Source organism: Streptococcus sp. 27098_8_12 (assembly GCF_041432115.1).
GTDB lineage: Bacteria > Bacillota > Bacilli > Lactobacillales > Streptococcaceae > Streptococcus > Streptococcus parasanguinis_V.
In genome coordinates this window covers 91190-117351 of sequence record NZ_JAPVZA010000003.1, presented here as the reverse complement: position 1 = coordinate 117351, position 26162 = coordinate 91190, and the positions used below count along the sequence as shown (strand labels likewise).

At 41.8% G+C, this 26162-nt stretch carries 27 protein-coding genes and 1 riboswitch; of the genes, 25 read left to right on the top strand and 2 right to left on the bottom strand.

What is annotated here, in order from left to right:
* The first annotated feature begins 99 nt into the window (after positions 1–99).
* The 14 genes from efeO to ilvD all read left to right on the top strand — a co-directional run bounded on the left by efeO (position 100) and on the right by ilvD (position 14930).
* On the top strand, positions 100–972 hold the full coding sequence (efeO, locus tag O3629_RS02090; RefSeq protein ID WP_371608648.1) for an iron uptake system protein EfeO: 873 nt from the start codon (positions 100–102) through the stop codon (positions 970–972).
* Positions 973–977: 5 nt separating this feature from the next.
* Positions 978–2183 (top strand): iron uptake transporter deferrochelatase/peroxidase subunit, encoded by a 1206-nt coding sequence (gene efeB, locus O3629_RS02085; RefSeq protein ID WP_371608647.1) that lies wholly within the window; start codon positions 978–980, stop codon positions 2181–2183.
* Complete coding sequence (locus O3629_RS02080; RefSeq protein ID WP_371608646.1) at positions 2161–3846, top strand: FTR1 family protein; 1686 nt, start codon at positions 2161–2163, stop codon at positions 3844–3846. Before efeB ends, O3629_RS02080 begins: the two co-directional genes overlap by 23 nt.
* Positions 3833–4552, top strand: coding sequence for a twin-arginine translocase subunit TatC (tatC, locus tag O3629_RS02075; RefSeq protein WP_223141909.1), 720 nt, complete (start codon positions 3833–3835; stop codon positions 4550–4552). The genes O3629_RS02080 and tatC overlap by 14 nt, the downstream gene beginning before the upstream one ends.
* Positions 4552–4749, top strand: coding sequence for a twin-arginine translocase TatA/TatE family subunit (locus O3629_RS02070; RefSeq protein ID WP_023918087.1), 198 nt, complete (start codon positions 4552–4554; stop codon positions 4747–4749). Before tatC ends, O3629_RS02070 begins: the two co-directional genes overlap by 1 nt.
* Positions 4750–5462: 713 nt before the next feature.
* On the top strand, positions 5463–6080 hold the full coding sequence (locus O3629_RS02065) for an SAP domain-containing protein (RefSeq protein ID WP_223141908.1): 618 nt from the start codon (positions 5463–5465) through the stop codon (positions 6078–6080).
* A gap of 314 nt (positions 6081–6394) precedes the next feature.
* The gene (locus tag O3629_RS02060) at positions 6395–6931 is read left to right on the top strand and encodes a hypothetical protein (protein WP_023918092.1); all 537 of its coding nucleotides are present in this window, start codon (positions 6395–6397) and stop codon (positions 6929–6931) included.
* Positions 6932–7081: 150 nt separating this feature from the next.
* Complete coding sequence (locus tag O3629_RS02055) at positions 7082–7678, top strand: hypothetical protein (RefSeq protein ID WP_023918094.1); 597 nt, start codon at positions 7082–7084, stop codon at positions 7676–7678.
* Positions 7679–7720: 42 nt separating this feature from the next.
* Positions 7721–8446 carry an alpha/beta fold hydrolase gene (locus O3629_RS02050; RefSeq protein ID WP_195529458.1) on the top strand — a complete coding sequence of 242 codons (726 nt, stop codon included), beginning with the start codon at positions 7721–7723 and terminating at the stop codon, positions 8444–8446.
* A 182-nt stretch (positions 8447–8628) separates the two neighbouring features.
* Complete coding sequence (gene guaC, locus O3629_RS02045) at positions 8629–9612, top strand: GMP reductase (protein ID WP_021153179.1); 984 nt, start codon at positions 8629–8631, stop codon at positions 9610–9612.
* Positions 9602–9697, top strand: a riboswitch (purine riboswitch). (Overlaps the previous gene by 11 nt.)
* A 91-nt stretch (positions 9698–9788) precedes the next feature.
* A complete protein-coding gene (locus tag O3629_RS02040; RefSeq protein WP_003001484.1) occupies positions 9789–10370 on the top strand; it encodes a xanthine phosphoribosyltransferase in 582 nt (193 codons plus the stop codon).
* Entirely contained in the window at positions 10370–11632 is a 1263-nt protein-coding gene (locus O3629_RS02035) for a nucleobase:cation symporter-2 family protein (RefSeq protein WP_195529457.1), read from the top strand. Before O3629_RS02040 ends, O3629_RS02035 begins: the two co-directional genes overlap by 1 nt.
* Positions 11633–11741: 109 nt before the next feature.
* Positions 11742–13085 (top strand): MATE family efflux transporter, encoded by a 1344-nt coding sequence (locus O3629_RS02030; protein WP_371608645.1) that lies wholly within the window; start codon positions 11742–11744, stop codon positions 13083–13085.
* A gap of 126 nt (positions 13086–13211) precedes the next feature.
* The gene (gene ilvD / locus O3629_RS02025; protein WP_024055670.1) at positions 13212–14930 is read left to right on the top strand and encodes a dihydroxy-acid dehydratase; all 1719 of its coding nucleotides are present in this window, start codon (positions 13212–13214) and stop codon (positions 14928–14930) included.
* A 59-nt stretch (positions 14931–14989) separates the two neighbouring features.
* On the opposite strand, the gene O3629_RS02020 is transcribed toward ilvD, so the two are convergent.
* Positions 14990–15172 (bottom strand): 4-oxalocrotonate tautomerase, encoded by a 183-nt coding sequence (locus O3629_RS02020; protein WP_001117401.1) that lies wholly within the window; start codon positions 15170–15172, stop codon positions 14990–14992.
* Between the two features lie 114 nt (positions 15173–15286).
* Between O3629_RS02020 and O3629_RS02015 the strand changes: the two genes are divergently transcribed.
* The 10 genes from O3629_RS02015 to O3629_RS01970 all read left to right on the top strand — a co-directional run bounded on the left by O3629_RS02015 (position 15287) and on the right by O3629_RS01970 (position 23554).
* Positions 15287–15871 carry a thymidine kinase gene (locus O3629_RS02015; RefSeq protein WP_003001444.1) on the top strand — a complete coding sequence of 195 codons (585 nt, stop codon included), beginning with the start codon at positions 15287–15289 and terminating at the stop codon, positions 15869–15871.
* A gap of 21 nt (positions 15872–15892) precedes the next feature.
* Positions 15893–16372: a GNAT family N-acetyltransferase gene (locus tag O3629_RS02010; RefSeq protein ID WP_298619289.1), complete on the top strand. Its 480-nt coding sequence runs from the start codon at positions 15893–15895 to the stop codon at positions 16370–16372.
* 9 nt (positions 16373–16381) lie between these two features.
* Complete coding sequence (gene prfA / locus O3629_RS02005; protein ID WP_201089180.1) at positions 16382–17461, top strand: peptide chain release factor 1; 1080 nt, start codon at positions 16382–16384, stop codon at positions 17459–17461.
* A complete protein-coding gene (gene prmC / locus O3629_RS02000) occupies positions 17461–18297 on the top strand; it encodes a peptide chain release factor N(5)-glutamine methyltransferase (protein ID WP_371608644.1) in 837 nt (278 codons plus the stop codon). The genes prfA and prmC overlap by 1 nt, the downstream gene beginning before the upstream one ends.
* Positions 18284–18895, top strand: coding sequence for an L-threonylcarbamoyladenylate synthase (locus tag O3629_RS01995; RefSeq protein WP_201037605.1), 612 nt, complete (start codon positions 18284–18286; stop codon positions 18893–18895). The genes prmC and O3629_RS01995 overlap by 14 nt, the downstream gene beginning before the upstream one ends.
* Positions 18896–18933: 38 nt before the next feature.
* Positions 18934–20190 carry a serine hydroxymethyltransferase gene (gene glyA / locus O3629_RS01990; RefSeq protein WP_201037606.1) on the top strand — a complete coding sequence of 419 codons (1257 nt, stop codon included), beginning with the start codon at positions 18934–18936 and terminating at the stop codon, positions 20188–20190.
* Positions 20191–20198: 8 nt separating this feature from the next.
* Positions 20199–21173, top strand: a complete 975-nt coding sequence (locus O3629_RS01985; protein ID WP_371608643.1) for a nucleoid-associated protein — start codon at positions 20199–20201, stop codon at positions 21171–21173.
* Positions 21173–21775 carry a lysozyme family protein gene (locus O3629_RS01980; RefSeq protein ID WP_003007284.1) on the top strand — a complete coding sequence of 201 codons (603 nt, stop codon included), beginning with the start codon at positions 21173–21175 and terminating at the stop codon, positions 21773–21775. Before O3629_RS01985 ends, O3629_RS01980 begins: the two co-directional genes overlap by 1 nt.
* Before the next feature lie 238 nt (positions 21776–22013).
* Entirely contained in the window at positions 22014–23024 is a 1011-nt protein-coding gene (locus O3629_RS01975) for a DUF1002 domain-containing protein (protein WP_150906075.1), read from the top strand.
* 155 nt (positions 23025–23179) lie between these two features.
* On the top strand, positions 23180–23554 hold the full coding sequence (locus O3629_RS01970) for a DUF805 domain-containing protein (RefSeq protein ID WP_195529450.1): 375 nt from the start codon (positions 23180–23182) through the stop codon (positions 23552–23554).
* A gap of 153 nt (positions 23555–23707) precedes the next feature.
* Here the strand turns inward: O3629_RS01970 and guaA are convergent, their stop codons facing one another.
* Positions 23708–25273 (bottom strand): glutamine-hydrolyzing GMP synthase, encoded by a 1566-nt coding sequence (guaA, locus tag O3629_RS01965; RefSeq protein ID WP_371608642.1) that lies wholly within the window; start codon positions 25271–25273, stop codon positions 23708–23710.
* A 128-nt stretch (positions 25274–25401) separates the two neighbouring features.
* Here guaA and O3629_RS01960 point away from each other — a divergent pair, with 128 nt between their 5' ends.
* Entirely contained in the window at positions 25402–26100 is a 699-nt protein-coding gene (locus tag O3629_RS01960; RefSeq protein ID WP_003016564.1) for a GntR family transcriptional regulator, read from the top strand.
* The last annotated feature ends 62 nt before the right edge of the window (positions 26101–26162 follow it).

Below are 26162 nucleotides of genomic sequence, written 5' to 3'. Positions count from 1 at the left end.
AAAGAAAAGTTTTTCTATTATTAAATTTTCAGACAATTATTGAAAAATGAGAAAATATCTGGTAAAATAAGGGCAAGAACAAATGAGGAGAAGTCTTTCATGAAAAAATATAGTCTACTCTTATTGAGTGTTGCTCTTTTAGCAGGATGTGCGAATTCTACTAGCAAACAGTCGAATCAAAAGACGCAAACCAGCTCAACGGTGCAGTTGTCAAAGGATGACCAGAAGACCTTGGACAATGCGACAGCGGAATACAAAGACTTTGTTGAAATGCAAATTGACCAATTGCTCAAGGATACAGAAGGTTTCCGAGATACCCTAAAAGCTGGAAATTTGGAAGAAGCTAAAAAGCAATACCCCTTGATCCGCATGGCTTATGAACGTTCCGAACCAATTGCTGAAACCTTCGGGGAATCAGATGTCAAGATCGACTACCGTTTGGTGGATTATGTGGATGAAAATAAATCAGAAGATGGCTGGTCAGGTTTCCACCGGATTGAGCGTATCCTTTGGGAAAACAATACTACAGATGGAACAGACAAATACGCTGACCAACTGGTGAACGATATTAAGGAGTTGAAAGCTAAAATTGCTACAGTAGAAGTAACACCGGATATCATGTTGACCGGAGCTGTTGATTTGCTCAATGAAGTGGCAACGCAAAAGATTACAGGTGAAGAAGAAGTCTTCTCTCATACAGATCTTTACGACTTCCGCGCCAATATTGAAGGGGCTGAAAAGATCTTCTCTCTCTTTAAACCTTTGATTGAGAAAAAAGATTCTAAATTGGTTAAAACCTTGGAAGCAGAATTCAAAAATGTCAATGCTCTATTGGACAAACACATGACAGATGATTCAAACTATAAGTCTTACACAGACTTATCCAAGGAAGATACCAAGGAATTGGCAGAAGCTGTGACCAAACTTGGTGAACCTTTGTCTCAAATGGGTGTGATTTTAGATGGGAAATAAGAAAAATGGCTGACGAAAAATTTTTAGATAAAAAAATGGACCGTCGTGAATTTCTTAAAAAAGCAGGTATTGGAGGGGCTGGTCTAGCGCTGGGCCTCTCTGGTGCATCTGCTTTTTTCGCTAATCAAGACAGTTCCAGCAAAAAAGCTTATGATGGGGATGAAGACATCTCCTTTTATGGCAAGCACCAAGCAGGGATTACGACTCCTATGCAGAAGGCTTGCTACTTGGTGGTATTAGACCTTCACACGACGGACAAAAAAGAAATCATCCAGCTCTTTAAAGACTGGACTGATTATAGTAGTAAATTAGTCGAAGGAGAGTTGGTCAAAAAAGATGGTTCCAATGCCCTCTTGCCACCAACGGATACTGGTGAAACAGTAGGACTTAACCCCTATCGCTTGAGCCTGACTTTTGGGGTTTCTGCTTTCTTTCTAAAGAAGCTGGGCTTGGAGTCCAAACGTCCCAAGCTCTTTCGTGATTTGCCCCCATTTCCAAAGGAGCAGTTGCAGGACAAATACACTGGTGGTGATATCGTCATTCAGGCCTGTGCAGATGATGAGCAAGTTGCCTTTCATGCGGTGAGAAATCTGATTCGTAAGGGTCGCAATACCATTACCATGAAGTGGAGCAAATCAGGCTTTGCGGCTATTGGTGACCGAAAAGAAACGCCCCGCAACCTCTTTGGTTTCAAGGATGGAACAGCAAATGTCACGACGGAGAAGGATTTTGACAAGGTCGTCTGGACTGACAGCAAGGATTGGATGAAGGGTGGTTCCTATATGGCTCTTCGCTTAGTGCAAATGCACTTGGAAACTTGGGACCGAACGAATTTGCAGGAGCAGGAAAATACCTTTGGTCGCTACAAGGAGTCCGGTGCTCCCTTTGGTAAAACCAACGAATTTGATGAAGTAGATTTATCTAAACTACCAGTAGATTCACATGTCCGTTTGGCCAAAGAAGTGGATCGACCAATTTTACGGCGGTCTTATTCTTATTCAGATGGTATCAATGAACAGACTGGGCAATTTGATGCCGGCTTGATCTTTATCGCGTTTCAAAAGGATCCGAACAGCTTTGTCAAAATCCAAACCAACTTGGGCGCAGTCGACAAAATGAACGAGTACATCACCCATATCGGAAGTGGACTCTTTGCTTGCTTTGCAGGTGTTGAGAAAGGAGGGTATCTTGGTCAAGCACTCTTTGAATAAATTCTTGATCTTGTTCGGTCTTCTTGCTTTGTTCTGGACTCATCCAGTGGCTGCGGAGTCTTATAGCGATCTCTTTATCAAGATTACAGATGCAACAACCGCTGTAGAAAATAAGAACCAGGATAAGGCCAAGGCATTAATCGCTGAGATTCAGGCTGCTTTTGAATCCAAAGACCACCATGATTCCAAGGCAGGGAAAAAAGTTAGCCAAGCCTTAGCTATAAAAGGGGAGGTAACTAAAGACGATCTCACCAAGATCTCATCAGCCTTGCTCGCTTTTGAAAAAGAACAAAATCCGGTCGATTTAGAGGCGGAAAAAGACAAACTCGTGAGTCGCCTCGCTCCTTACTTTAAGAACCTACAAGAGGCCATTACGGCTAAGGATCTGGATGAAACTCGTCAAACCTATGCCGATCTCAATAATACCTGGACGCGAAACGAAGCGGTGGTCAGAGATCACAGCACAGCCTACTATGGTAAAATCGAGACGGCCATTTCGCTTTTGCGCAGTAGTATTGAAACAGAGCCTACCGATTTTACCAACATCCAGTCCTCTTATGATGACCTCAAAAATGGGATTGATGCCTTTGTAAAAGGAGAAGCCATTAGCAATGCCAGTACGGATTTGACGTTGAACGATGGGATCAAGCTTTTGGAGAAGGCGCAAAGCCAATTCCAATCCGGCGACGATAAGTCTGCTGCAGCGACTATGAAGCAGTTTATCACCATCTGGCCAACTATCGAAGGGGATGTCAGCACGACCAATCCCAGTCTCTACACGCGCGTAGAGAGCGAATCCCCGGTCATTATGGTCAAGGGGAAAGAGAAGGCCTATCAAGAGAAATTACAAGGATTGATCAGAGACCTGTCTGCGATCGATACGACAGCTTCTTACAACGCCTTTGATGCCATGTTGATTCTTTTGCGTGAAGGAGTAGAAGCCCTTCTGATCGTCATGGCACTTGTGACGACCCTTAAGGCTGCTAAGATGAGGAAAGGCCTTAAATGGGTTTACGGTGGAGCTATTGCGGGTGTTCTTGCCAGTGCAGCGATTGCTCTTGTTTTGCAAGTAGCATTTCCAGCCGTTACTTCGGGGTCTAATCGGGAAATCATTGAAGGTGGCGTTGGGATTTTCGCTGTGGTCATGATGATTCTCATCGGAATTTGGCTCCACAGCAAGTCCTCTGTCAAACAGTGGAATGCCTTTATGGAACGTAAAATGAAGACAGTGACGTCTACTGGAAGCTTTGTGTCGATGTTTGCTCTCAGTTTCTTAGCAGTCTTTCGTGAAGGGGCTGAGACTATTCTCTTTTATGTTGGGATCATTCCGCGGATTACAACCGCGAATTTCTTACTGGGAATAGGGTTTGCCATAGCCGTTCTCATCATCATTGCATTGGCCATGACCAAGGCCAGTCAAGCTATCCAACCTCATCGAATCTTTTTCATTCTGACGTGGTTGATTTACGCTTTGGCCTTCAAGATGCTCGGTGTCAGCATTCACGCCCTGCAGTTGACCAATATCCTACCTAGCCATTTGGTCAATGGACTTCCAACCATCGATTGGGCGGGGATCTATCCAAGCTGGGAAGTTCTTCTTCCTCAAGGTATCTTTGTGGCCTTGATCGCACTCGTTACGGTGAGACAACATGGCAAAGAGTAGAGCAGATGAAATGACTATTGTTGAACATTTGGTCGAATTTCGAAAACGATTGATCGCAGTGGTCTTGTGCTATATTATCGTCTTCATCCTAGCATTTGTATTTGGAGGAGAAATCTATCAAGCCTTGACGGCTAGCCTGCATCAAAAACTGCTGGTACTGGGACCGAATGATATTCTCTGGATCTATGTATCGCTGGCCAATCTCACATCCTTTAGCCTGACCTTGCCCTTTATTGTCTACCAGATTTGGCAATTTGTAAGGCCGGCTTTGAGGGAGAAGGAGGCGCGTGCAGTCTTTGCCTACATCCCAGCTAGCTTTATTTGCTTTGTACTGGGGCTTGCATTTGGTTATTTCTTTGTCAGTCCAGCTATTTTAGAGGTCCTGATGCGATTGGGAGAAGGGCTGTTTGATACCCAATTAACAGCACAAAATTATCTAACCTTCTTATGGCACACTACCTTGCCTTTAGGGGTCTTGTTCGAGTTACCAGTTTTGGTCGCTTTTCTGACCTCGATTGGACTTTTGACACCACAGTTTTTAATAACCTACCGACGTTATGCTTACTTTGTTCTGCTGGTCTTAGCCGTCGTGCTAACCCCTGCAGACTTTATCAGTGACTTGGCCATGACACTCCCTTTGATCCTCTTATTTGAAGTCAGTGTCGCCTTCAGTAAAGTCATCTATTCAAGAAAAAGGAGAAACTAATGGGAATTTTACGTGATATTGGAGCACCAGGTTTGATCATCATCATCCTGGGCGCCCTCTTGATTTTTGGACCAAAACGCCTGCCTGAGTTGGGCCAGTCCATCGGCAAAATGTTTGCTGAATTTAAGACAGCTGTCAATAAAGGCAGTGAAGAAGCAGATCAAGACGCCAAAGAAGCTAAAGAAGAAAAAGAATAATCAGACAATTTTCAAAATTCTATTGAGTTCGATTGCATAAAAAGGTATAATAAGACAAGTACTTGCAATCGACGAAGGAGGAAACCATGATTATTACGATTTTGTCACTCATTTTCTATTTTAGCTATATCGGATTCTTATGCTGGTTGGTCGTAAAAATTGTCGAAAAATTGTTCAATTTCTTGTTGAACCGTTAATGAAGAAACAATCCATTTCACCCCGAGTGAGTGGATTTTTTGTGTCCAATTCAGTTAGAAAGATTCAAACAAAGAGGTTTTAACGGTCTCAGATTGAAGATAAAGTCATATAAAAAACTTTCCTTAAGTGAGTACGGACGTCAGCGAACTTATTAGAAGTTCCATGACTAAATCAAAATACAAAGGGCGTCTGCGGATAAAGTCAAAAGAGGAAATTAGAAAGCAAGTGAAACAACACAACAAAACCATCGTTTTACTGACTGTTTTGTTTATTGCTATGCTTTCCATTTAAATGTTTTTATATCTTTCAACTTCTAGTATTTCTTGTTACTAGTGATGGACTATATCGTTTGTTTTTCTTATTTATTTTATAAGAATGTTAAGCTTAATAGAAATACAGTAATTACAAGATTGTAATATATTCTGTTATAGCTTTATGTGGCATGGGTATAAATTGATATGACTTTTATTATCTATGGTATAATGAGATAAATTTGGAGTTGTAGAGGCGAGCATTTGGAAGAACATAGACCTGATTTTAGAGATATAAAATCATTTGAAGAATTTAACAGATACTACTGGTATCGAGAAGAGCTTTCACAAATTTGTAAGTACCTTGGATTAGAATACAGATGTACAAAAAAAGAATTAAATCATATTATAGAACAATATTTTAGGGGAAATAGAGTAGAAAAAGTTTTGAGGAAAAGAAACAAAAATCAAACCGAAATAATAACCCTAAATACATCATTACTTGAATGTGGGTTTTCCTTTAATCAGAAATTTCGTGATTATTTTTCAGCTGTAACAGGTGGTAATCCGTTTAAGTTTAATGCTGATATGGCAACTGCTTGGAGAAAAGTAAAACGGGACAACAACATAAATTTTACAATCCAAGATATGATTAAAATATACTATGGAGAGTCAGACTACGCCAAGTATGATAATTCAGCTTGCCAATGGAATCAATTTCTAAAAGACTTTTGTGCCGATGAATTTAGCAATCATTACTCCAACAAGTTAAAAGTTGCGGCTATCCTTTGGAATGAAGTTAGAGATTCAAAAAATAAAAAAATTTATTCACGGGGACTTCTAAAAGAATATAGCTACAAAATAGAGGAGTACTGTAAGTAAACAACTTCAAGTTTGTCGAACGGAATATAAAGTATTAAAGACGATAGCACTCTGTTTTTGCAGAGTGCTTTTTTGTTTTATAGAATATAAGAGAATGTGGGATACTTGCTTTCTCTGCTAGATGATCGAGCAGAGAAAGATTTATTAGATATGACATCAGTCAGCTAAACCCTTTTAGCTGGCTTTTTTGTTAGCGACTCGGTCATTAACTTGCTTGTCAAAATATAATTCGGTATCATAGATATATAATGTTTGGTAAGTAAGTCCTATTGTCAGTTCGGAACAAGTAGATAGGAGAAGGGGAGAAAAAACTAGTGAATAAAGACCAATTGATAGAGAAACCAGAAATAAATATTGTTGGGGTTATTGCAAATCATCAGTTTAACTGGTATATTTGTTCAAACGAAATGTGGACAATGGATATCGATAAATATATTCAGGCATACCAGGAAGCAGGTCTGGATGTTGATTTCTCCTATTTACCTGAGATTCAGCAGAATCTTCATGTGATTACAAAAAGCAATCTTGAGAGCTACTTAGAAATGTATAAAGATGATTGGCTGAAGGTGACGGTTGAAGAATTGATCTCAATGATCAAACGTTCAATGGAAGAGGAGAACTTGAATTCAGAGATTATTCTGGAAGGAAAAGCCCTGCTTCCGGATCTTTTCATCGATTTTGATAAAGAAGAATTTTATTCAAACCATCTGGGGATGAAAAACTACGAAAGATATGTGCCAAACGGATGGAAGTTTTTTTCAGGACGTTTTGATCATTTGATCCCCAAAGAGGAGCAATATTGGATTGAAGAGACCAAGAAAACTGAAGGAACTAGTCTTCTATTCATATAAAAATAATACAGTTTAAAAGTATTTCATGAGACTGTGAAATGCTTTAAAATTTCGCCACATTTCAAATCTTTATATTCCGTTTCGTTAGGAATAGCGATGGAAAGCCAACCAAATATGCTATACTGAAGTAGATAGAAGGAGGAGCGACTGATGAGCAGAAAGTGGGTAAAGATCATTGCTATTTTAATTTTCATCCTATCCGGTAGTTACTTTGTCTACAATAAACTAACGAAGCCGAATCTTGGACCGAAAACAACAAAGCTCTATAAGCATGGTTTTCTTTTGCTAGAAGAACAAATCGGAACCTACATCAAAGAACACTATACTGGGATTGAGAAGATTGAGTTCTCCCCAATCTACGTTACTGAAGAAGGGTCAACATTCTCAAATGCCTATGTGCGTCCGACGATCTATGACAAGTATGGAAATAAAGCTACTCTGGGAGATAAAATAAAGAAATTTATTCCATTAAGTTATGGATTGATTTCAGACATTGTTCTTGATTTTGATGGAGGTGGCAATGAAGTCATTGAGTTACTGGACTCAAATGGCAAACCTGTAGACGTTTCAAATGAGGAGCATTTGCCTAAGAGAGCTATACTCACAGAGGCAAGTAGTACAGATGAAAATATTGAATTATTAGTAGAAGATGGTCAGTTAATAGGAGTCGTAAAGGATGATAAAGGAAGCCCTGGTGCAGAAATTGTTTATAATACGGAACTCCATAAAGGAGACGCGAGAGAGTAGCGCTAACCAATGAAATAGAATGAAAAAGAAAGGACAAAACACATGCAGTATTATTTTATTGGTGGCCTAGGTGGTAATAGCTACCATCTGGCTCCACTTATTGAAAAACTAGGCTTTCCTGTGACCTTTCTAGATCCCTATAGGAAGATGATTCAGACAGAAAACGATCTTCGTGCTTGGTTTCAAGAGCAGATCGGCCAGGTGGAAGAGATCTGTTTATTTGGGCATTCCTTGGGTGGAGATTTGGCTCGTTATCTGTCTGCTGAGTTTCCTCAGATCCAGGCTTTGATTCTCCTTGATGGGGGTTATCTGGATATGGAAAAGATCCTGCCTCTTGAAGAAGAGCTAGAAGGAACTTCGTCCTTCATGCAGCAGCAAGTCTTTGCGACTTTAGAAGAAGCTGTGTTAGCAGAATTCGGTGAGGAAGCAGATCCTACGCCTATAGCGCGAAAAGCAGTAGAGGCTAGCTATCGCTGGAATCCAGCGAGTGAACAATATGAATTAAATCTGGATCTCGAAAAGGTCATGGCTTTATTGCGTCTACGGCGTCAGATCAAGACTTACCAGATTCCACTGGCCGACCTGCCTGCCCTTTTTATTGGACCTCGGTACCAAGAAGAACCGGAATGGAGAAAAGACGCTCTGAAGCAGATAGATCCCCAGATCGAGCAAGTCTTGCTAGATGGTTTGGGGCACGAACTGTATACAGAGGCGCCTGAAATTGTAGCTAGAGAAGTGAACAATTGGCTCCAAAATGTTCATAAATAAAACCTGTTTCTCTTTTTGAAACGGGTTTTTGTCTTGTAATTTCCGAACGTTATTTCCTATAAAATCATTCCCATTGCATTAGGTCCGTATCTTTGGTATAATCTATCAAGGAAACGTCAAGAGACGTAGCGATGCGCTTGCGCATAGGTAGGTCAGTTTTTAGAAAAGAGATTTTTCAATCTATGTTAAATGAATTTCCTATTTTCGACTATGAAGATATTCAGTTGATTCCCAACAAATGTATCATCAATAGCCGGTCAGAAGCAGATACAACCGTCCAATTTGGAAAGCATACCTTCAAGCTTCCAGTCGTTCCTGCCAATATGCAGACGATTTTAGATGAGAATGTCGCAGAGCAGTTGGCGCGTGGTGGTTACTTCTACATCATGCACCGTTTTGATGAAGCGGGTCGGATTCCTTTTGTCAAACGCATGCATGATCAAGGTTTGATCGCTTCCATTTCGGTTGGTGTTAAGGAATACGAATACGACTTTGTGAGTCAATTAAAGGCAGATGCGCCTGAGTACATCACTATTGATATCGCACACGGTCATGCGGATAGTGTCATTCGGATGATTCAACACATCAAGAAAGAATTACCAGATACCTTTGTCATTGCTGGAAATGTTGGAACTCCTGAAGCTGTTCGTGAATTGGAAAATGCGGGAGCTGATGCGACTAAGGTCGGAATCGGCCCTGGTAAGGTTTGTATCACCAAAGTGAAGACTGGATTTGGTACAGGTGGTTGGCAATTGGCTGCTCTTCGCTGGTGCTCAAAAGCAGCGCGTAAGCCAATCATTGCGGATGGTGGTATTCGGACTCATGGTGATATTGCCAAATCGATTCGTTTCGGGGCATCTATGGTCATGATCGGTTCTCTCTTTGCAGGACATATTGAAAGTCCTGGTAAAACAGTAGAGATTGATGGAGAGTCTTTCAAAGAGTACTATGGATCTGCTTCAGAGTACCAAAAAGGTGCTTATAAAAACGTCGAAGGTAAGAAGATTTTATTGCCTGCCAAGGGTCATTTGCAAGATACCTTGACAGAAATGGAACAAGATTTGCAAAGTTCGATCTCTTATGCAGGAGGCCGAAAATTAGCAGATTTGAAACATGTTGACTATGTGATCGTTAAGAATTCTATCTGGAATGGCGATGCACACTAATTGAATTACTTATTTATTTCACGAATAGGCGTGATGTTTCTACAAGGTGCCGGAACACCTAACAATAAGTAAGTCGGGATTATTTCTCTTTCTAGAGAGATTTCAAGGCTTGCTTAGCAGGCCTTTTTGTATTTTGTGAATGAAGTAGAGGATTTTTTAAAAAAGTAGGAGGAAGTATGAAATTACTTGAAGAGCGCATCTTAAAAGATGGCAATGTTTTAGGTGAGAATATCCTCAAGGTGGACTCCTTTTTGACCCACCAAGTGGATTTCAAATTGATGAAAGAAATTGGTCAGACTTTTGCGGACCGGTTCAAAGATGCTGGCGTGACCAAAGTCGTGACCATTGAAGCATCTGGGATTGCACCTGCCCTTTATGTAGCTGAAGCACTGGATGTTCCCATGATCTTTGCTAAAAAGGCGAAAAACATCACGATGAATGAGGGCATCTTGACGGCTGAGGTTTATTCCTTTACCAAGCAAGTCACCAGCACAGTTTCGATTGCTGGTAAATTCTTGGATCCATCAGATAAGGTTTTGATCATTGACGATTTCCTTGCAAATGGGCAAGCAGCCAAAGGCTTGATTCAAATCATCGAACAAGCCGGGGCTCAAGTCGAAGCGATTGGGATCGTGATTGAAAAATCCTTCCAAGATGGACGGGGATTGTTAGAAGAGTTGGGATATCCAGTTGTATCCCTCGCACGTTTGGACCGTTTTGAAAATGGTCAGGTTGTATTCAAGGAGGCAGACATCTAATGCAAAAACAAGAAAGCCATTCACAGGCGGCCATTCTAGGCTTGCAACATCTTTTGGCCATGTATTCGGGATCTATTTTGGTGCCGATCATGATCGCAGGAGCTTTGGGCTATAACGCTCATCAACTAACCTACCTCATCTCTACAGATATCTTCATGTGTGGGGTCGCAACTTTCCTTCAAGTGCAGCTCAATAAATACTTTGGGATCGGTCTTCCGGTAGTCCTTGGGGTTGCCTTCCAGTCGGTAGCACCTCTTAGCATGATCGGAGCTAGCCATGGTAGTGGGGCTATGTTTGGTGCCTTGATTGTCTCAGGGATTTATGTCATCCTTGTATCTGGTTTCTTCTCTAAGATCGCCAATCTCTTCCCATCTATTGTAACGGGATCTGTTATTACAACCATTGGTTTGACTTTGATTCCAGTAGCGATTGGAAATATGGGAAATAATGCGCCAAAACCAACCGTTCAAAGCTTGATTTTGGCTGTGGTGACTATTCTCATCATTTTAGTTGTTAATATCTATACGACTGGTTTTATTAAATCCATTTCAATTTTGATTGGTTTGATCACAGGTACTGCCATTGCGGCTTCTATGGGCTTGGTGGATTTCACACCTGTATCGCAAGCACCAGTGATTCACGTTCCAACGCCATTCTTCTTTGGAGCTCCTAAGTTTGAAATCACCTCCATCTTAATGATGTGTATCATCGCAACAGTTTCTATGGTGGAATCAACAGGTGTCTATCTTGCTCTTTCTGATATTACTAAAGATCCAATTAATAGCACGCGCCTTCGCAATGGTTATCGCGCTGAAGGGTTGGCCGTCCTTCTCGGCGGTATCTTCAACACCTTCCCTTACACCGGATTCTCACAAAACGTTGGCTTGGTGAAATTGTCTGGTATCAAGACTCGTCTCCCAATCTATTATGCGGCTGGTTTCCTTGTTCTTCTTGGTCTCCTGCCTAAGTTTGGAGCTCTGGCACAAATCATTCCAAGTCCAGTTCTTGGGGGAGCGATGCTAGTCATGTTTGGTTTTGTATCGATTCAAGGGATGCAGATTCTTGCGCGTGTTGATTTTGAACACAATGAGCACAATTTCTTGATCGCTGCTGTATCGATTGCTGCAGGGGTTGGTTTGAACAACAGCACCCTCTTCAATGGCCTTCCAACAGGATTCCAAATGTTCTTTGCTAACGGAATTGTCGTTGCCAGTGTCTTGGCGATCGTTCTCAATGCTATTTTAAACCGCAACAAACACTAATCTCACATGAACCGGAGGTCCTTGGATCTTCGGTTTTTTGACTTTTAAGGAAACATATAGTAGAGTGGAAGAGGAGAAAATCTTATTTGATGAGAAGAGAGTTAGAATCATGTATGTAACCTATCACTTTAAAGAGCGCTTGCGCTTGTTTTTGAGTCTATTTTTGCCGATTTTAATCTACCAATTAGCCAATTATTCAGCCAGCTTTGTCGATACAGCCATGACTGGTCAGTACCGGACCCTTGATTTGGCTGGTGTTTCTACAGCTACCAGTCTGTGGAATCCATTTTTTACTTTCCTGACAGGGATTGTCTCTGCGCTGACGCCGATTGTTGGGCATCATTTAGGCAAGGGAAATAAAGAACGGATTGCTGGCGATTTTTACCAATTCCTCTATATGTCATTTGGTATGGCCATTCTCTTAATAGGCTTTGTTTGGGGGATTGCGCCCATGATTCTCAGGCAGATCGGTTTAGAAAATGTTGTTGCCCAAATAGCCATTCGCTATTTATATTTCCTTTCTCTAGGAATCTTACCTTTGTTGCTCTTTAGTATCGTGCGGACCTTCCTCGATACTTTGGGAATGACGCGTCTATCCATGTACTTGATGCTCTTGCTCTTGCCTTTGAATGCTTGTTTTAACTATATCCTGATCTATGGGGCATTTGGTTTTCCTGAGATGGGAGGAGCAGGAGCAGGACTTGGAACCTCTCTGGCCTACTGGGTCTTGCTGGTTATTGCGGTTTTGATCTTGTGCAAGCATCCCAAGGTAGCACCTTTCCAATTGTGGAAGCCGCAGCCTTATGATTTTAAAGGGATGAAAGAAGTATTGCGACTTGGGCTTCCAATCGGTGGAATTGTTTTTGCAGAAGTCATCATCTTCTCGTTGGTTGGTCTGTTAATGGCAAAATTCCCATCACTGACCATCGCGAGCCACCAATCAGCCATGAATTTTTCTACCCTGATGTATGCTTTCCCGGTTAGTATCTCTAGTACCATGGCGATTATCGTATCTTACGAACTGGGAGCAGGAAGACCAGAAGTGGTCAAACAATATTGCCGTTTGGGACGACTGACAGCCTTTGGATTTGCCATTGTCACTCTCGTCTTTCTCTATACATTCCGCTTCCAACTAGCAGGGCTGTATGGCAAGGATCCAGTCTTTGTGCAGCAAACAGCGATTTTCATGACCTATAGTCTCTTTTTCCAAGTAGCCGATACCTTTGCAGCACCCCTACAAGGGATTTTGCGGGGCTATAAGGATACAACGGTTCCTTTCTTATTAGGAGTCTTTAGTTATTGGTGTATCTCTATCCCACAAGGGATTTTCCTTGACCATGTGACCAACTTGGGTCCCTATGCTTATTGGATCGGCCTTATTTCTAGCCTTGTCGTGAGTGGAATTTGCTACCAACTTCGGCTCTGGCAGATCGAAAAAAAGCAAACAAACTAGAATGAAGTCTGGGAAACCAGGCTTTTTATGTGCCGTGAATATTATAAATTTTCTGAAAGTTCTTGACAATTGATGTCAAAGTGGTAAGATTAGGAGGTAGAAATGAAGAACTAGAAGGAGAACAAGATGAGAAGTGATATGATCAAAATGGGGATCGACCGAGCACCAGCGCGTGGTCTCCTTTATGCAACAGGGCAAGTAAAATCAGCCAAGGATATGCAAAAGCCCTTTATTGCCATTTGTAACTCCTATATTGATATCGTTCCAGGACATGTTCACCTGCGTGAATTAGCAGATGTTGCCAAGGAAGCTATTCGCGAGGCTGGTGGGATTCCTTTTGAATTTAATACCATCGGTGTCGATGACGGGATTGCGATGGGCCATATCGGGATGCGTTATAGTTTGCCATCTCGCGAGTTGATCGCAGATGCTGCTGAAACAGTCATCAACGCCCACTGGTTTGATGGTGTTTTCTATATTCCCAACTGTGATAAGATTACACCAGGTATGATTTTGGCAGCCATGCGGACCAATGTGCCTGCCGTATTTTGTTCTGGTGGACCCATGAAGGGTGGCGTTGACATGACGGGGCATCAGGCGACTCTCTCAAGTTTGTTTGAAGCTGTAGGTACTTATCAAGCTGGTGATATGGGCATGGATGAGCTGGATTTCTTGGAAAAAAATGCCTGCCCAACCTGTGGCTCTTGCTCTGGTATGTTTACTGCCAACTCCATGAACTGTTTGATGGAAGTATTAGGCCTTGCTCTTCCTGGAAATGGTACCATCCTAGCTGTTTCAGATGAACGTCGAGAATTGGTTCGCCAAGCAGCCAAACAATTGGTAGAGAATATTAAAAAGGATATCCGTCCACGTGATATTGTGACCAAAGAGGCCATCGACGATGCCTTTGCGCTCGATATGGCCATGGGTGGTTCAACCAATACTGTTCTCCATACCCTTGCTATTGCGCGTGAGGCAGGGATTGACTATGATCTCAAAGATATCAACGAGATTGCCAAGAAGACACCTTATCTTTCTAAAATTGCACCTTCAAGTGTTTACACTATGCATGATGTGCATGAAGCTGGTGGTGTTCCAGCCATTATCAATCAGTTGATCAAAAAAGGTGCCATTAAGGGTGATCGTATCACAGTTACTGGTAAAACCTTGAAAGAAAACGTAGCTGGTGCTGAAATCAAAAATGAAGAAATTATCCATCCAATCGAGCATCCGATTTCACCTGTAGGTGGTTTGTCGATCCTTTACGGAAATATCGCTCAGGATGGAGCTGTTATCAAGGTCGGTGGGGTAGATCCATCTGTGACCACTTTCAGTGGAAAGGCCATCTGCTGTGATTCACAAGATCAAGCCCTTGAGTTGATTGACAATGGAACAGTCAAGAAGGGCCATGTCGTTGTTATTCGTTACGAGGGTCCTCAGGGTGGTCCTGGTATGCCAGAGATGCTAGCGCCAACCTCTAAGATTGTCGGACGCGGTCTTGGTAAAGATGTGGCTCTCATTACCGATGGTCGTTTCTCAGGGGCTACTCGTGGGATTGCTATTGGTCACGTTTCTCCAGAAGCAGCAGAAGGTGGAAATATCGCCTTAATCGAAGATGGGGATGAAATCGTGATTGATCTTCCAAATCGTACTATTGATTTGCTTGTCGATGATGCAACTCTTGCAGAACGTCGCAAACATTTGAAACCTTTCAAATCAAAAATCTCCAGCGGTTGGTTGCGTCGCTATACAGCCTTTGCCAAATCAGCCAATGTTGGCGGAACCTTGATGAGTGACGAAGAATTCGAAGAACGGAAAGCAGAACGTCAAGCCCAAGAAAAATAAGAAAAAACCTTTCCTGCTATGTGATATCACAAGCAAGAAAGGCTTTTTTAGTGGAACCATTATTTGGTGCGCATTTCACCTTGAGGGAAATAGGTTCCTTCAGGCATATCGTTAATGATGACGTGAACAGCTGACTGAGGAGCACCAGTATTGCGGACAACAGCTTCGGTTACTTCCTTGGCCAAGGCTTTCTTTTGTTCCAATGTGCGTCCTTCAAATAGGTCAATTCGTACAAATGGCATATGGCCACCTCCTAAATTTTTTATAGGACTATTTTATCACATTTTGGGATACAAAGCTTAGCGAAATTATGGTAAAATGATAATGAAACACATTTTAGAGAGAACAAAAGGAAAATGGCACAATTATATTATAAATATGGGACCATGAACTCGGGGAAAACCATTGAGATTTTGAAGGTGGCCCATAATTATGAAGAGCAAGGCAAGAGCGTCGTCATCATGACCTCGGCAATCGATACACGAGATGGAGTAGGAGTGGTTTCTAGCCGGATCGGTATGAAACGGGAAGCTGTTGCGATCGAAGACGATACCGATATCTTTGGCTTTATTAAAAACCAAGCAATCAAACCCTACTGTGTCTTGATCGATGAAGCTCAGTTTTTGAAACGACACCATGTCTATGATCTGGCAAGAGTCGTGGATGAACTAGATGTGCCGGTCATGGCTTTTGGCCTCAAAAATGATTTCCGAAATGAACTCTTTGAAGGTTCTAAACACCTCCTCTTGTTAGCCGACAAGATCGAGGAGATCAAAACCATCTGCCAATACTGTTCCCGCAAGGCGACTATGGTCTTGCGTACCCAAGCAGGTAAACCTGTCTATGATGGAGAGCAGATCCAGATCGGTGGACACGAGACCTATATCTCCGTTTGCCGCAAGCATTATTTTAATCCAGACATTCCAACTGAAAGCGTCTAGAATGTTATAGAGAGGATAATAATGTCTATTTATTTAAAAGATGTTACAATAGAGAATTATTTTGACGTTTTAAATCTAGAAGTTCATCCAAACCAAAGGAATTTTATTGCATCCAATTCCATTAGTTTAGCTGAAGCTTATGTATATGATAAAAATGGTGATTTTATAGCTCCCTTAGCAGTTTATGATAAGGAAGTATTAGTTGGTTTTGTTATGATTGCCTATGACCAGAAAATTGGGATCAGCAAGGGAAATTACTTGTTATTTCGTTTTATGATCGATAAACGATTTCAAGGTTTAGGCTATTTTAAACCGACTATGGATGCAGTCATTGACTTTGTTCGAACAGAGCCAGCTGGAAAAGCAACAAGTCTTTGGTTATCTTATGAACCGGAAAATAATCAAGCGAGATCTTGCTATCTCCATTATGGATTTAAAGAAACTGGAGAAGTCATAGAAAACGAAATTGTAGCAATCTATGATCTAACAACCAAGAATTAAGGAGCGAACATGAATATCTATGATCAACTACAAGCTGTAGAAGACCGATACGAAGAGTTAGGAGAGTTATTGAGTGACCCAGATGTGGTCTCTGATACCAAACGCTTTATGGAGCTTTCAAAAGAAGAGGCTTCCACTCGCGATACGGTGACAGCATACCGTGAGTACAAGCAAGTCCTTCAAAACATTGTCGACGCTGAGGAAATGATTAAGGAAGCAGGCGGCGATGCGGACTTGGAAGAAATGGCCAAGCAAGAGCTAAAAGATGCTAAGGCTGAAAAAGAAGAGTACGAAGAAAAATTGAAGATCTTACTTCTTCCAAAAGATCCAAACGATGACAAGAACATTATCTTGGAAATCCGTGGAGCAGCTGGAGGAGACGAAGCCCAGTTATTTGCTGGCGACCTCTTACAAATGTACCAAAAATACGCGGAAAGCCAAGGCTGGCGCTTTGAAATCATGGAAGCTTCCTACAATGGCGTTGGTGGGATCAAAGAAGTCGTAGCCATGGTTTCTGGTCAATCGGTTTATTCAAAACTCAAGTATGAATCTGGTGCCCACCGGGTGCAACGGGTTCCTGTGACAGAAAGCCAAGGTCGTGTCCATACTTCGACTGCCACAGTTCTGGTCATGCCAGAAATCGAAGAAGTCGAGTACAACATCGATCCAAAAGACCTTCGGATTGACATCTACCACGCATCTGGTGCGGGTGGACAGAACGTCAACAAGGTCGCAACAGCCGTTCGTATCGTCCACTTGCCAACCAATATCAAGGTCGAGATGCAAGAAGAACGGACCCAACAGAAGAACCGCGAAAAAGCCATGAAGATCATCCGTGCGCGTGTGGCTGACCACTTTGCTCAGATTGCCCAAGACGAGCAAGACGCTGAACGGAAGTCAACCATCGGTACTGGTGATCGTTCAGAGCGGATCCGGACTTACAACTTCCCTCAAAACCGTGTGACCGATCACCGGATTGGCTTGACCCTTCAAAAACTGGATACCATCTTATCTGGTAAATTAGATGAAGTGGTCGATGCTTTGGTCTTGTATGATCAAACACAAAAACTAGAAGAGTTGAACAAATAATGTTGTTGGGATCATTATTAGCCCAGTATGAAGAAGAATTAATAGCCGTTGGAGAGGAAGCAGAAAGCCTCTCCTTCGCGTATCGAGCTTTAAAAAACTGGACCTTTACAGACTTTGTCCTTGCCTTGCAAAAAGAAGTGGAAGTAGAGGATCAGGACTTGCTTCTATCCATCTTTGAGCAGTTGAAACATCACATCCCTGCCCAATATATTATTGGGAGCGCAGAATTCTGTGGCCATGTTTTTACAGTTGATGAGCGCGTGCTGATTCCACGCCCAGAGACTGAGGAGTTGGTCGCTCTCATACTTGAGGAAAACGATGGGGAAGCCTTAAGAGTTCTGGATATTGGAACAGGAAGTGGTGCCATTGCCATTAGCATAGCCCTTGCTAGACCTACCTGGCAGGTTCAAGCTAGTGATGTGTCAGAGGAGGCCTTAGCCCTAGCTCAAAAAAATGCCCAGCAGTTAGAAGCAATCCTTGATTTTAAGTATTCTGATGTTCTGGATCATCTAGAAGGTCCATACGACTTGATTGTTTCCAATCCACCCTATATCTCACGTAATGATCTAGAAGAAGTCGGAGCCAATGTATTAGCCTCTGAACCTCACTTAGCTCTCTTTGCAGACCGTGATGGATATGCTATCTACGAAAAGATTGCCCAGCAAGCACCAAGTGTTTTAACACCAGACGGAAAGATCTATCTAGAAATTGGCTATAAGCAAGGAGCCAAAGTAAAAGAGCTCTTTCAAGAAGCGTTTCCTAACAAACGAGTTCGCGTTCTGAAAGACCAATTTGGACAAGATAGAATGGTAGTAGTAGACAATGGATCACATTGAGAAAGAATTAGAAGCAGGACGTGCAGTTATTCTGCCAACTGAGACAGTCTATGGTATTTTCGCCAAAGCTTTGAATCAAGAGGCAGTCGATTATATATACGAATTAAAACGTAGACCGAGAGACAAGGCTCTGAATTTAAATGTAGCCGGCGAAGAAGAAATTCGACTTTATTCGAAAAATCAACCTAGTTATTTAACAAAACTGGTTGATTCATTTTTACCAGGGCCTCTGACTATTATTCTTCAGGCAAATGAAAAGGTACCTGGCTGGATTCATTCAGGATTGGATACAGTTGGCTTCCGTATTCCGGCTCACCCAAAAACATTAGAATTAATTCGTAAATACGGTCCTTTGGTTGGTCCCTCGGCCAATCTTTCAGGTCATGCAAGTGGAACAAAGTATAAGGCTATTGTAAGCGAATTTGATCAAGTGGTTCCTGGTATAGAGGATGATGACATTTTGACTGGTCAAGATTCAACTATTTTGGATATCTCTGGTTCCAAGGCCAGGATTTTGCGGCAAGGTTCGATTACAAAAGCTGATTTGCTTGCACAAGTGCCAGAGCTTTCCTTTGAGGAAGATGAACTTCCTCAGTGATAATGTACATAAATAATTTTTTATAAAGGAGTAGACCTATGATTTTTGATAAAGAAGATTACAAAGCCTATGATGCAGACCTATGGAATGCGATCACTAAAGAAGAAGAGCGTCAACAAAACAATATTGAGTTGATTGCTTCTGAAAATGTCGTCTCTAAGGCAGTGATGGCTGCTCAAGGGTCTATTCTGACAAATAAATATGCCGAAGGCTATCCTGGTCGTCGTTACTATGGCGGGACAGATGTGGTCGATGTGGTCGAAAGTCTAGCGATCGAACGGGCTAAAGAAATCTTTGGTGCTAAATTTGCCAACGTTCAACCACATTCAGGAAGTCAGGCAAACTGTGCTGCCTATATGGCCTTGATTGAGCCTGGTGATACTGTCATGGGGATGGATCTAGCTGCCGGTGGGCATTTGACGCACGGAGCTTCTGTGAGCTTCTCTGGTCAAACCTATAACTTTGTGTCCTATAGTGTAGATCCTGAAACAGAGCTCTTGGATTTTGATGCCATCCTAAAACAAGCCCAAGAAGTGAAGCCAAAACTCATCGTCGCTGGTGCCTCAGCCTACTCTCATATCATTGATTTCTCTAAATTCCGTGAGATTGCGGATGCAGTAGGAGCAAAGCTCATGGTTGACATGGCCCATATTGCTGGTCTCGTGGCAGCGGGTCTTCATCCAAGTCCGGTTCCTTATGCCCATATCACGACTACGACCACTCACAAGACCCTTCGTGGCCCTCGTGGAGGTCTGATCTTGACCAACGATGAAGACTTGGCTAAGAAGATTAATTCAGCTATCTTCCCTGGTATTCAAGGAGGACCGTTGGAGCATGTCATTGCAGCCAAAGCTGTCGCTTTTAAAGAAGCGCTGGATCCTGCCTTTAAAGAGTATGCAGCTAACGTGATTAAGAACAGTCAGGCCATGGCTGATGTCTTCTTGCAAGATCCTGATTTCCGTGTCATTTCAGGCGGAACAGAGAACCACCTTTTCCTTGTCGATGTGACGAAAGTCGTTGAAAATGGGAAAGTGGCGCAAAACTTACTGGACGAGGTCAACATTACCCTCAACAAGAACTCTATTCCTTATGAAACCTTGTCTCCATTTAAGACCAGTGGGATTCGGATTGGTGCAGCTGCCATCACCGCTCGTGGTTTTGGTGAAAAAGAAAGTCGCACCGTTGCTGAACTCATGATCAAAGCGCTGAAGAATGCGGACAATCAAGAAGTATTAGACGAAGTGCGTAGCCAAGTTAAAGCCTTGACAGACGCCTTTCCACTTTACGAGGACTAAACCATCTTATGGATATTTACGTAAAAAAAGCCATCATTCATCAATTTAGCCCAGACGATACCGATCTCTATTTGGCAGATAAATTTCTCAATATCACGCCTAAAATCGAGGAATACTTGCGTAAGAAGATTGAACGGGTCTACTCGGATGAAGCCAGAACCGGTATTTTCGAAGAGGACAATCTTTTTCTTGAGATGATCTCAGATGACCTACTAGAAACTTCAGTAGCCGTAGCCAATCGTTGGAAGGAAGAATTTGTCGTCTCTGAGAATCAAAAGACAAACGATTTGGTGTTCATTCAATTCTCAAAAGAAGGGGTGGACCATTTTGCCTTTCTTCGGATTGCCTTACGGGAAACCCTGACGCATCTTGGTGGTGAAGTGGATAATCCGATTAAGCTGACGCAAAATAATCTACCTGGTTTTGGCACTGGTGCTGATGAGGCTTTGGTCATCAATCTTCAAAGTCGCAAATACCACTTAATTGAAAAAAGGATCAAGTACAACGGGATGTTCTTGAACTATTTTTCTGAGAATCTGTTGCAGGCGCAACCCAAGATCTCTCCTAAAAAATCGATCAAGGAACTAGAAAAAACAGCCCAGAAGATTGCGGAAAGCTTCAACACAGATGATTTTCAATTTCAATCAAAGGTTAAATCAGCTATTTTTAACCATATTGAGGAAGAAAATAAACTCTCTCCTGAGAAATTAGCGGATGATCTCTTCGACGACAATCTGACAGCTCGCCTCAGTTTTATTGACCAAGTCAAAGAAGCTGTACCAGAGCCTGTCACCTTTGAAGAAATTGATGCAAGTCGCCAGTTGAAGAAGTTCGAAAATCAGAAATTGTCATTGTCAAATGGAATTGAACTGATCGTTCCGAATAATGTCTATGAAGATGCAGAATCTGTTGAATTTATTCTAAACGAGAATGGGACTTATTCTATTTTGATCAAAAATATTGAGGATATACAGAGTAAATAATGATTAAACGTATAGTGAAGATCTTCTTATTCATCTTACTAATATTTGGAATCTACAAGGGAATTCAGATCCACCATGATGTCAAACAAGTCATGCAGTACCGCTCCCTGGTTAGAGAAGTCCTTGCTGAAGAGGACACCACGGCCAATGAAAACCTCATTCTTGCTATGATCTATACTGAGACCAAAGGTCGAGAGGACGATGTCATGCAGGCAAGTGAGAGTGCAAGTGGTGAAACCAATACCATTAGTGATAATAAGGCCAGTATTCGCCAAGGTATTCAGACTCTTTCAGATGAGTTAAAAGAAGCCAAGAAAAAAGGCGTTGATAGCTGGACAGCCGTTCAAGCCTATAATTTCGGGAAAGACTACATTGATTATGTGGCTAAACACGGTGGGACAAATTCCCTAGAGTTGGCCCGAGCTTATTCACGGGATGTAGTAGCGCCAAGTCTTGGCAATGTAACCGGTGAAACTTATCTTTACCTCCACCCTATCTCTCTTTTAAACGGGATGGAACTCTACATTAATGGGGGTAACATTTATTATTCTCGCTTAGTAGAAACCAATATGACGATTATGAAGTTATTTTCATGGTTTTAATCATTTTCCAGAGAGCCGATTGGCTCTTTTTTAAGCTGATCAGTTCTGCCTCCGATTTTGAGGGATAATAAAAATGTCATGCATTCTTAAAAAAACTGTAAGCTAGTTTTAAGAAATCAACTGTATAATGAAAATCGAAGTGGGTAAACTCTTTATTTACTTCTTTTTTCATCTCTAGTGAGGTGAGAAAGGTAATAAGAGATACCCAAAGTTGATTTGAGTTAGAAAGAAGAAAAAGATGAAATTAAAGAAGATTGCACTGTTTGTAACGACGACTTTGGCCTTGTTGACAGCTGTCCCACGTGTTTTTGCAGATAGCAATGTGCAGAAAGTCATTGATGAAACCTATGTCAAGCCAGACTATGTTTTGGGCTATTCGCTGGACCAAAGTCAAATCGAACAAACCTTGAGTCTCTTGAACTACGATAGTTCAAAAGATAAAGAAGAGTGGAAAACCATGACACCAGAGGTTTATTCTTCGATTATGAACGTTGCCAACGATGATAGTTTGGAACTTTATTCCTCTGTTAAAATTCAAAAATTAGGCAAAAATAAGCCACTAGAAGTGAATATCGTGACACCTCAAAATATCACCAAGGTCACTTCAGATATGTATCGTAATGCAGCCGTTACACTTGGATTAGAGCATGCTCAAATTACAGTAGCTTCTCCTATCCAAGTGACCGGAGAAAGTGCCTTGGCTGGTATTTATTACTCGCTTGAAAAAAATGGTGCCAAAGTTTCTCAAGAAAGCAAAGATCTGGCCCAAGAAGAGTTAAAGACTCTATCAGGGATCAATGAAGAGAACGCGGGAAAGAAAAACTTCGATGCGGATAAGTTAAACGTAGCATTGACCGACATAAAAACGGCAGTAGCCAATGCCAAACAGAACAATCAGGATTTAAGCAAGGATGATATTCGAAAGATCGTCGAAGAAACCCTGAAAAATTATAAGCTGGATACAACTGTGACAGGTGATCAGATTAATTTGATCGTGAATTTCGCAGTCAACCTCTCAAAGAGTAGTGTCATCAGTAGCAAAAGCTTTACTAAAACCTTGTCGGACTTGAAAGATAGTATCGTAGACAAGGCAGGCGATACCTTTAATAATATCAATCTCAATTTTGATACAAATGCTATTCTAAAAGACAGTGGAAACTTCTTCACAAATGCGTGGAATGCCATTGCTGGCTTCTTCGGAGCCATCTGGAATGCCATTGTCAAATTCTTTAGTGGTTTAGTTGGCTAAAAATAGCAGGAAAGCACTCCTGACAAGAAGTCAGAGTGCTTTTTGTGTGTTTAGCTGCTTGAAGGTTATTTGAAAATAGTTGCTGCGTAGCAGAAAAGAGTTGCAAAGAATTGAAAAAGATAGTATACTTTGAAAAGCAAATTAAAGGAGGACTTATGTTAAAAGCTTATAAAAAATTTTGGGAAGGCTATGCAGATTTTACCGGTTACTCAACAGTATCTGAATACTGGTGGCCACACTTCATTCATTTGCTTATTACAATGCCATTGTTTTACGCTTTAATACAACTTCAAATCGATCCTAATGATGTGTCTGCTTATCAAATGATTTATTCGTTGCGCCCGCTTTATTCTGTATTTGGCCTCATAATTTTCCTACCTTCATTAACCCTTTCCGTTCGGCGTCTAAGAGATGCAGGATTGCATTGGTTATATCTTCTTGTTGGGCTTATTCCATACGTAGGTTGGTTTTTCATGCTTCTATTTATGATCTTACCAACAAATCGAGATAAGGAAGTAGAAACTGATTAAGTTAATAAAAGATCTTGAAATCATAATTATTTCAAGATCTTTTATTTTATATGGCTTTGCTATTTTTAAGCTCGTGAATCAAGGTCCACTGGACCTTAAAACTCGCTTTTCTATTTCTAAGCTCGTGAAAAAAAGGTCCACTGGACCTTTTTTTTATTCCCACTCTACAGTTGCAGGTGGTTTACTTGTGATATCGTAGACGATGCGGTTAACGTGGTCAACTTCGTTTACGATACGAACTGAGATTTTTTGGAGGACTTCCCATGGAATCTTCGCAAAGTCAGCTGTCATTCCATCGATAGAAGTGATAGCACGGATGGCAATAGTGTAGTCGTAGGTACGGCCATCACCCATAACCCCAACAGAACGAACGCCTGTGTTGACAGTGAAGTATTGCCAGATATCGCGGTCAAGACCAGCTTTGGCGATTTCTTCACGGAGGATAGCGTCTGATTCACGAACGGTTTCGAGTTTTTCTTCAGTGATTTCTCCCATAACACGGATAGCAAGACCTGGACCTGGGAATGGTTGGCGCCATACGATGTGGTCTGGCATGCCAAGCTCAGTACCAAGCGCACGAACTTCATCTTTATAAAGAGTATTCAGTGGCTCGATCAGTTCAAACTGCATGTCTTCTGGAAGTCCACCCACATTGTGGTGAGACTTGATAGTTTGAGCAGTATCCGTACCAGACTCGATCACGTCAGTGTATAGAGTTCCTTGTGCCAAGAATTTCACGTCTTTCAATTTGCTTGCTTCGTCATCAAAGACATAAACAAACTCGTTACCGATGATCTTACGTTTTTGTTCTGGATCAGATACGCCAGCCAATTTGTCTAAGAAACGTTTGGCAGCGTCTGCTTTGACAATGTTCAAACCAAACTTACCACCAAGCATATCCATCACTTGATCGGCTTCGCCTTTACGAAGAAGACCGTGGTCTACAAAGATACAGATCAATTGATCGCCGATGGCTTTTTGAAGGAGAACCCCAACAACGGAAGAGTCAACACCACCTGAAAGACCAAGAAGGACACGTTTGTCCCCGACGGTTTCACGGATTTTTTTGATCTGCATATCAATGAAGTTGTCCATGGTCCAGTCACCTTTAGCTCCACAGATGTTCAAGGCAAAGTTACGCAAGATATCATAACCGTGAACAGAGTGACGAACCTCAGGGTGGAATTGGATTCCGTAGATTTTCTTGTCTGGATTTTCAATGGATGCAAATGGACAGTCAGCCGAAGTACCGGTGCGGACAAAGTCAGCCGGAATTTCTGTAACAGCATCTCCATGGCTCATCAAAACCAATTGTTTATCTGGTGTGCCGGCAAAAAGAGCAGAAGATTCTGTCAAAGTCAGTTCAGATTGACCATATTCGCGGTTACCAGCATCACCTGCAGGAACGACCTTCCCACCCAATTTATGGGTCAACAATTGCATCCCGTAACAGATTCCAAGGATTGGAATACCGAGTTCGAAAATTTCAGGATCGATATCAAAAGAACCTTCCTCGTATACAGAGTTTGGTCCGCCTGAAAGAACGATCCCAACTGGATTGATTGCACGAACTTCATCAGCAGAAATCTTATGGCTCTTCAACTCTGAGAAAACACCAATTTCACGAATCCGACGTGAAATAAGCTGATTGTATTGGCTACCGTAGTCAAGCACGATGATTTTTTCAACATCATGCAAATCAGTTGATAGGTTTGTCATCTTATCCCCTTCTTAAAGAAATTTACTTTCCTCTATTCTAACACAAAAGCCATGTCTTTACCAATCTCTGATTGAAGAATTAGGAATTTTACGCTACAATAGAGATAATACATAGAAAGAGCAAGGTTATGATTCCAGCTTACATTCAAATTCATGATCAGATTAAGTCTGAGATTGATCAAAAAATATGGAAAATCGGGGAGCGTCTTCCCAGCGAACGCGATCTGGCGGAGAAATTTCAGGTGAGTCGGATGACGCTGAGGCAGGCTATTACCCTTCTGGTTGAAGAAGGAGTGCTTGAAAGACGAGTAGGAAGTGGCACCTTTATCACCAGCACGCGCGTCCAAGAAAAAATGCGAGGCACAACCAGTTTTACAGAAATTATGAAATCGCAAGGCAAGGAACCTTCTAGCCAAGTGATATCATACCGTAAAACCATTCCTAGCCTCCAAGAAGTGGACAAATTGGGCATCGATAAGACTGAGACCATCATTCGGATGGAGCGGGTCCGGTATGCTGATGGGATCCCTGTTGTTTATGAAGTGGCCTCTATTCCAGAGAAATTTATTAAGAATTTCAATCGAGAAGAGGTAACCAGCCATTTCTTCCAAACCTTGGAGCGTCATGGTTATAAGATTGGAAAGTCGCATCAGACCATCTATGCGCGATTGGCCAAGGATAAGATTGCGGACTACTTACAGATTTCAAAAGGGCAGGCTATTTTAGGTCTGACACAGGTTTCCTATTTTGAAGATGGGACGGCGTTTGAGTATGTAAAAAGTCAGTATGTTGGCGAGCGGTTCGAATTTTATTTGGAAAATAACTAAGCTCGCAAATCGTAAAAATAGAAAACTCTTCAAATGTGTGAGAGGCTCACTCTCTTTGGCAT